Genomic DNA, 7,529 nt, shown 5'->3' with positions numbered 1-7,529 from the left:
ATTTCTTTGAACAACCAAAAGCAATTCTCCTTATTTTTAATGAAATATTATTTATGCACAAAATTCATTGTAATCTTGTTTAAAGTAAAGAGAAATAGAAATATTAAATTTTATTTTTCATTAATAGGAGGAAGCCCTTTTCCTTGAAAAAGTAGGGGTCTTACGTGGGTTGCATCATAATAATAAGTCTATTGTATAAATCGTAGATAAATTTTGTATTCCAACTCAATGCATGTTGTCACATGTAACAAGTTGCAATTGAAAAGGAACTCCGGTAGATTTAATCTTTCAAGGCTTAGCTAGAACGGGTGCAGGAAACTGAATTCTTAAACATTCGTAAAAAAGTCCGATTCTATACAAATAAATTCGTATAGAATCGGACTTTTTTAATTGTAATCGAGTTTACATCTTTAGAATTAGATCCTAAATTTATTATTTTCCCGTTGTAAGAAATCTGTTATCTCGTTGGTAGAAAGGGGCTTACTGAAGATATATCCTTGTATTTTGTAACATTGCTGCTGCTTAAGAAAATTCAATTGTTCCTCTGTTTCAACACCTTCTGAAATCACATCTATATCTAGGTTTTTTGCTAATGCGATAATAGATTTCACAATTGCTTGATTTTTCTTGTTTAGATGTTTGATAAAGGATTGATCAATTTTTAATTTGTAAATAGGCAATTTACTTAGATAATGTAGCGAACTGTATCCGGTTCCGAAATCATCAATACTCACTTTCACACCTAATGTATTTAAATTTTCTAATTGTTCTTCTGCTAGTTTGATGTCCATAGTCATACTTTCAGTTATTTCTAATTCTAAATATTCTGGTGCTAATCCTGTCTCTTGCAGGACGTTGCTAACTAACTCTACAAAGTTAGTTTGATTAAATTGTTTTAATGATACATTTACACTTATTGGCAAACAATTAAATCCAGTTTGCTGCCATTTTTTATTTTGCATACATGCTGTTCGCAATACCCATTCACCAATCGGAATGATTAATCCGGTTTCTTCAGCTAAAGCTATAAATTCTAAGGGACTAATGGTTCCGATATCAGGATGTTCCCAACGAATGAGCGATTCAATCCCGATGATTTGATTGGTGTAACTATCCATTTGAGGTTGGTATACAAGTTTAAATTGATTGTTCTCAAGTGCTTTCCGTAATTTACTTTCTAATGTTACCTTTTCACTTATTTGCTTATGCAAACAGGGTGTGAAAAATTTAAAATTATTTTCTCCTTTTTGCTTGGCGTCGTACATGGCTGCATCTGCATTTCTAAGCAGGGTTTCGACATCTTTTCCATCCTTAGGAAATATGCTGATTCCAATACTTGGGCTTATATATATATCGTGATGGCCGATAATGAACACATCAGAAAATCGCTGTTTAATACGATTTATGAAAGCAGTAATCCTTTCATCATTACTATTCTTTATAAGAAGTGTAAACTCATCTCCTCCTTGACGCGACACGACATTCTCTTTTCCAATACAGCTTACTAATCGCTTTGCAACTTCTACTAGAATTTGATCTCCCGTACTGTGACCAAGTGAGTCATTGATGTTTTTAAACCGATCTATATCTAAAAATACAACCGCGAATGTTTCCTTATTAACTTGGGAGTTACGGATTGCTTCGTTTGTTCGTTTATGAAACAGTAATCGATTTGGCAAATCAGTGAGTGCATCATGATACGCCATATGGTTAATGGTTTGTTCAGCGTTTTTTCGTTTCGTTATATCCGTTGCTGTACCAACGACTTCTAGAACCTTGCCATTATGAATGATCGGTGAAAGATCGACCAAGAGGTCTGTTTCTTTTAACTGCATCTCAAAATTTACTGCCATTCCCTCGTAGGCTTTCGAGAAAAAGGTATGTATATACGGTGTAACACTAGCATCAAAAAAGTCCTTTATCTCTTTATTGTATATTTTATCAGTTACAAAACCGATTTTCTCAGCACCTTTTCCTTCTGAAAGAGTAAACACAAACTTTCCATCATCATTCTTGCGATATTTAAATATGCAGTTTTCCATATTTTTAATGGTTGTTTGAAAGTCATTTTTTAATGCCTCTTTTAATGAGCTTTCCGCCTTTTTTCGATCTGTAATATCTGACCGAATTGCCATATATTGATATGGAACTCCTTCTTCATCTAAAAAGGGTACGATTGAAGTATTCATCCAGTAGGTGGAACCGTCCTTCGCACGATTTTTGACTTCCCCTTTCCATACTTTTCCGGCTTTAATGGTAGTCCATAATTCTTTGAAAAAATCCTTTGAATGGAAGCCTGATTTAATAAGGCGGTGAGTATTTCCAATTAGTTCTTCCTTCGAGAATTGAGAAATTTCACAAAATTTATCATTTACATATGTAATAACACCGTATTTATCGGTAGTAGCCACGATTGTTGATATATTTAACGCATAATTAATATCGTCAAGCTGTTTGACTATTTTCAAGTGCTCCTCTTCTAGCGATTTATAAGCTGTTTTGTTCGTATGGAAGGCAATATATGAAACGTCCTTGGAATGATCATCGCAAACAGGTACTAGCAGCATATCTAGCCAATAATCGATTCCATCTTTTGCTGAAAGAAGGATTTCCCCTTTCCATTCGTTTCCTTCTTCTATTGCGTGATATAGACTATTAAGCTTGTCGTTCGTAGCATAATTGGGAGCAATTATAGATTTGTATAATTTTCCTACTACTTCTTCCGGGCTATACTTAGAAATATCACTAAGCGCATCGTTGATATCGATAATAGCCCCCATTTTATTCAAAATGGCAATAGGATTCTGTCGCTCTATTCCTTTTACTACATTCGGCGTGTATGTATAATCTTGCAATATTCTCAAACTCCTTGTTTTAAAAAGTGAAAAATCGAATTGTGTTAAAAGTGCTAAATAGAAGAGGGGTAAAGAAAAGTAAATGCTCTGTTGAAGGAAAGAGTTCCTATTAGTAGGTAATCCGGGTTGAATGTCAAATAAAGTAGATATAAAACGTAGAGAAAACACTTTCAACTATGCAATTTAAACTTAGCAAATAAATTGGATTGAATACGGATATAAAACGCATAACTTTATAACAATTTTGTGATTGGCAATTCCAATCTTCGTCTAAATATAACAAATAATCATAATAAATATATAATAGAATGTATTATTTTTGTCTTGAATGAGCTGTTCTGTTTATTTTGATATAGGAAAGTATATCAAATATTTCATAATTGTACTATGAAATAACTTGATGAACAGCTATCAGTGTTTGAGAAGGAAATAGATAATTATGAAAGAAATAGAATAGTAAGTATAAAAAGGTAGACATAGTGATTATAACGATTGATGATTGCCCACAATTTAAATGAATTAAAAAGGGGGGGAAGGTCTAGTGCGAACGCTACCAGCAAAACATATCTTTAATTTGAGCGATGTAAGGAAAAACGCAGACACATGCGGTGTTTTTGCCGATTATAATAGCAATCTACTTATCTTGGTGGGTAAAAAAAGAAACAAAGCAAACGATTATGTCTTATATCATATTATAGATAAAAAAGTAAAGACGATTACACTTCCTTCTGTTAATGAAAGCTTCCACTATGTTCAGCAGCTAGGAAAAAATTGGTTGCTTGTAAATGCAATCGTTTGTAATGATACAGATCCTAATGCCTTTATCTATAAAGAGGATGGTAGTTTTCTACATTCCTTTCACGTAGGTCATAGTGTGGAGCATGTACAGGTAACTGAAAGCGGAGATATTTGGGTTGGTTATTATGATGAGGGGATATATGGGGATTTTGAATTAGCACAAACCGGCTTAAATTGTTTTAATCAGAAAGGGGATCTTATATTCGAGTTTTCTTTCTCTGACGTAGTTCCTATTATTGACTGTTGCTATGCATTAAATGCATATTCGGATGAAGAAGTATATACGTACTATTACTCTGATTTTCCTCTTGTTCAAATAAAAAATAAGACAGATTATCAGGTGTTCCACAATGTCTCAATCAGGGGAAGCCATGCCTTCGCAGTATGGAAAGAGTTTGCACTATTTGGGCACGGTTATAAAGAAAAGGGTTTGGTTCATCTTTATTCTATAAAAAACGAACGCACAGTAACTTATACACCAGTAGATGAACAAGGAAAGATTCTTACATACGATTTTGCAATAGGAAGAAAGCATAATTTATTTTTAATAAAGAATCATGATGTATATTGCATCAATTTAATAAATGAGAATACTGATGTCACTAATTATGGGAATAAGAGTTCCTTCGTCTGAAGATAGAGAAATAGCATGCTTGGAGGCGGTGTATGTATTGCTGCAATTTTATTCGTTTCGACTCTTTGTCTTATTTTTTCAGCTTTCAATGGTTTTTTTGAGCAATTTGTAAATATTCCCTATCAGGCATTACTTCAAACGATTAATTCGGTAATGTTTGGTTTATCGCCCATTATTATGGGGGTAGTTTCCGATATTTATGGTGTCCAGGTGAGACAATTTTCCTAGTCTTATCTAGTGATGGTTATATGTTTTCTTCAGAAAATTAAATAGTAGAAAGCTAGAAATGTAAGAATAGGAGAAGGGCATGCTACATGAAGCATGCTTTTTTGAATTTTTAAATTTTCAAATTTCTTATTGACACAAGGAAAACCATTGTTATAATAAATATCATAATGTGTTAGAAAATCTAACAAGGAATGGTGCGAAAATGAAAAAGATTGAAGCTATTATTCGACCCGAGAAAGTTACAGAGACAATTAAGGAATTGCGAAATATAGGGATTACAAGTTTTACTGTTTCTCAAGTTGTGGGTAGAGGGAAGCAGAAGGATCAAAAAGGTGTGTATAGAGGGAAAAATTATAAAGTGACGCTCCATCCGAAAGTGAAGCTGGAAATTGTTCTATCTGATTATATGGTGAAGAAAACTGTTGAGACGGTTATGGAATACGCGCATACGGGTGAAGATGGGGATGGGAAAATTTTTGTATACCCGGTGTTTGAAGCTTACAATATTCGTACGAAAGAAATGGACGAAAGCATTGATGAATTAATCGAGCAGGGAGAGTGACAACCATGGAGCTTATGTACATTAATACGATTTGGGTTGTCATCTCGGCAGCCATGATTTTATTTATGGAAGGTGGATTCAGCTTACTAGAATCGGGATTTGTCCGAACGAAAAATGCAGTGAATGTGACAATGAAGATTTTTGTGGATTTAACAGTCGGAGCATTGGCATATTGGCTGATTGGATTCGGTGTGATGTATGGTAAGGATGCGTTTGGCGTAATTGGAACAAATTTATTTGGAAATCCTGATCATATTGTTCTTTCTATTCCGCTTCCTAGTGCTGCTTATGTGCTGTTTCAAATTGGATTTGCGGTTGCATGTATTTCCATTGTTTCCGGTGCAGTGGCGGAACGAATGAATTTTAAAGCATATTTGGTAACGGCTGCACTCATTACGATTGTTGTATATCCGCTTTCTGGTCATTGGATTTGGAATAGTGATGGATGGCTTGCAAAGATGGGTATGAAGGATTTTGCTGGATCGGCTGCGATTCATGCTGTTGGCGGGTTTGCGGCACTTGCAATGGCGAAATTTATCGGACCACGTAAAGGACGATTTAATACGGATGGGAGTGCAAATGTATTTGCACCAAGTAATATTCCATTAGCTTCAGCGGGAGCATTTATTCTTTGGTTTGGCTGGTTTGCATTTAATGCTGGAAGTACGCTTGATGCATCAAGTGCGGCACTTGCACCGATTGCTTTAAATACGATGCTTGCAGGCGCGACTGGTGGTACGGTTGCATTATTTTTAACTACGATGAAGTTTGGAAAAGCAGATCCGAGTATGACTATAAACGGAGTGCTATCTGGTTTAGTGGCAATTACAGCAGGGTGTGCTTATGTTTCAGAAACAAGCGCTATTCTTATTGGTGCGATTAGTGGTGTAATCGTTATTTATGCAACGCTGTTTATCGATAATTTGAAAATTGATGATCCGGTTGGTGCTGTAGCGGTTCATGGTTTTAATGGGGTATTTGGAACAATAGCGGTTGGTTTGTTTGATAGTAGTCAAGGATTGTTCACGACTGGGCATGCAGCATTGTTAGGTGTTCAATTGCTTGGAGCTGTTGTTGTTATTGCTTGGGGGTTAATTGGCGGAGCGTTTATGGCAAAGGTATCCGATGTGACAGTGGGACTTCGGGCAACCGAACGGGAAGAAGAAGAAGGTCTCGACATGTCCTATCATGGTATTCCTGCTTACAACGAGCTAGAACGTTTTACAGATTTACCTACAAACTTATATGATTTTGAAGAAACAACCGGTATTACGGTAGAGCGTACCAATAAGAAAAAAGTGAGCGTGTAATATAAATAGAAGCAGAAAAGGGAAGCTGTCTGTTATGAAAACAGATAGCTTCCCTTTTTTATAAATCATCTTGAACTGTGCGACCAGAAAAAAATGTAAGTGATTCTATTTGTTTATTTTCCTTTGCGGTCATACTAGTAGGCTGGATTTTGAATACCATAGTTTTACTACCCAAAGATGAGCTGTATTTTTCCACGTGGCTTTTTGCAAGCGGTGATTGGTAATATCCTGGAACGTACTTATGTAATAGCTGCTGCAGGGCCGCAGTGGCTTCTTCTATACTTTGTACAATTTCGACCGTTCCAAATAGGAGAACGCTCATATAGGCAGTATCGGTATGGGCAGGAATGGGGTCAACTAAAGTTCCATAGTCCTCGCTTACAGTGAAGCAAGCATTTGCATTTTCTTTTATAATCTCAACCTTTCTTCCTTCAGCTGCCCCGTGAAAATAAATTGTGTGATTCCACCATATAAAGTTTAAGGGTATTACATAAGGAGTTTCCTTATCAGTGAGACCTAAATGACCGGTTTTTGCCTCAGATAAAAATGTATCAATTCTCGTTTGATTCGTCACTGTACGACTGATTTGCCGGATAGAATGTTCCATGGCACTTACTTCCTTTCTCGATTTAACCTAATTATAAAAAGAATTTTCTGAAATATATAACTATTTTCATTTTACTAAAAGTAGAAAGAAATTGTTAGAATGAAGTATAGATGATCAGCAGTTGATTATTTTTTGGGGGGTATAAAGTTGTATCGGAAATATAGTAAAACATATTGGAAGCCTTTTTCTATCGCTATTGTTTTTTTAACGTTCGAAGCATTATGTGATCTCTTGCAGCCTACTATACTGTCCAACATTATTGATAATGGTGTTGCAAATAAAGATATGGTTTACGTGATGAAATACGGCGGACTTATGCTGTTTATTACTTTGCTTGGAGCTGTCTTTGCTTCGACACGCAATATTATATCTAGCTATGTTTCGCAGCATTTTGGAATGGATTTACGAGCCGATTTGTTTCGGAAAATCCAAATGCTAAGTTTTGAGAATATCGATGAATTCGACCGGGCGTCCTTAATTACAAGACTAACCAATGATGTAACGCAGGTTCAAGTATTTGTAAATGGGTTAATGC

Annotated in this window: 7 protein-coding genes; 5 read left to right on the top strand and 2 right to left on the bottom strand. The window is 35.4% G+C overall.

Going from position 1 to position 7,529, the window contains the following annotated elements; translation table 11 throughout:
- Positions 1 to 416: 416 nt before the first annotated feature.
- Positions 417 to 2,855 carry a sensor domain-containing protein gene (locus AC11ZT_RS06825; protein WP_484058876.1) on the bottom strand — a complete coding sequence of 813 codons (2,439 nt, stop codon included), beginning with the start codon at positions 2,853 to 2,855 and terminating at the stop codon, positions 417 to 419.
- Between the two features lie 541 nt (positions 2,856 to 3,396).
- Between AC11ZT_RS06825 and AC11ZT_RS06820 the strand changes: the two genes are divergently transcribed.
- The 4 genes from AC11ZT_RS06820 to AC11ZT_RS06805 all read left to right on the top strand — a co-directional run bounded on the left by AC11ZT_RS06820 (position 3,397) and on the right by AC11ZT_RS06805 (position 6,387).
- A complete protein-coding gene (locus tag AC11ZT_RS06820; RefSeq protein WP_484058875.1) occupies positions 3,397 to 4,287 on the top strand; it encodes a hypothetical protein in 891 nt (296 codons plus the stop codon).
- Between the two features lie 15 nt (positions 4,288 to 4,302).
- Positions 4,303 to 4,515: a hypothetical protein gene (locus tag AC11ZT_RS06815; protein ID WP_484058874.1), complete on the top strand. Its 213-nt coding sequence runs from the start codon at positions 4,303 to 4,305 to the stop codon at positions 4,513 to 4,515.
- Positions 4,516 to 4,717: 202 nt separating this feature from the next.
- A complete protein-coding gene (locus tag AC11ZT_RS06810; RefSeq protein ID WP_484058873.1) occupies positions 4,718 to 5,077 on the top strand; it encodes a P-II family nitrogen regulator in 360 nt (119 codons plus the stop codon).
- Between the two features lie 5 nt (positions 5,078 to 5,082).
- Positions 5,083 to 6,387: an ammonium transporter gene (locus AC11ZT_RS06805; protein WP_484058872.1), complete on the top strand. Its 1,305-nt coding sequence runs from the start codon at positions 5,083 to 5,085 to the stop codon at positions 6,385 to 6,387.
- Between the two features lie 58 nt (positions 6,388 to 6,445).
- Here the strand turns inward: AC11ZT_RS06805 and AC11ZT_RS06800 are convergent, their stop codons facing one another.
- Entirely contained in the window at positions 6,446 to 6,994 is a 549-nt protein-coding gene (locus tag AC11ZT_RS06800) for a pyridoxamine 5'-phosphate oxidase family protein (protein ID WP_484058871.1), read from the bottom strand.
- Between the two features lie 141 nt (positions 6,995 to 7,135).
- Here AC11ZT_RS06800 and AC11ZT_RS06795 point away from each other — a divergent pair.
- A partial coding sequence (locus AC11ZT_RS06795; RefSeq protein WP_484058877.1) for an ABC transporter transmembrane domain-containing protein occupies positions 7,136 to 7,529 on the top strand: 394 nt, incomplete at its 3' end.

Source organism: Ectobacillus sp. (genome assembly GCF_056992975.1).
This window is presented reverse-complemented; position numbering and strand designations above follow the sequence as displayed.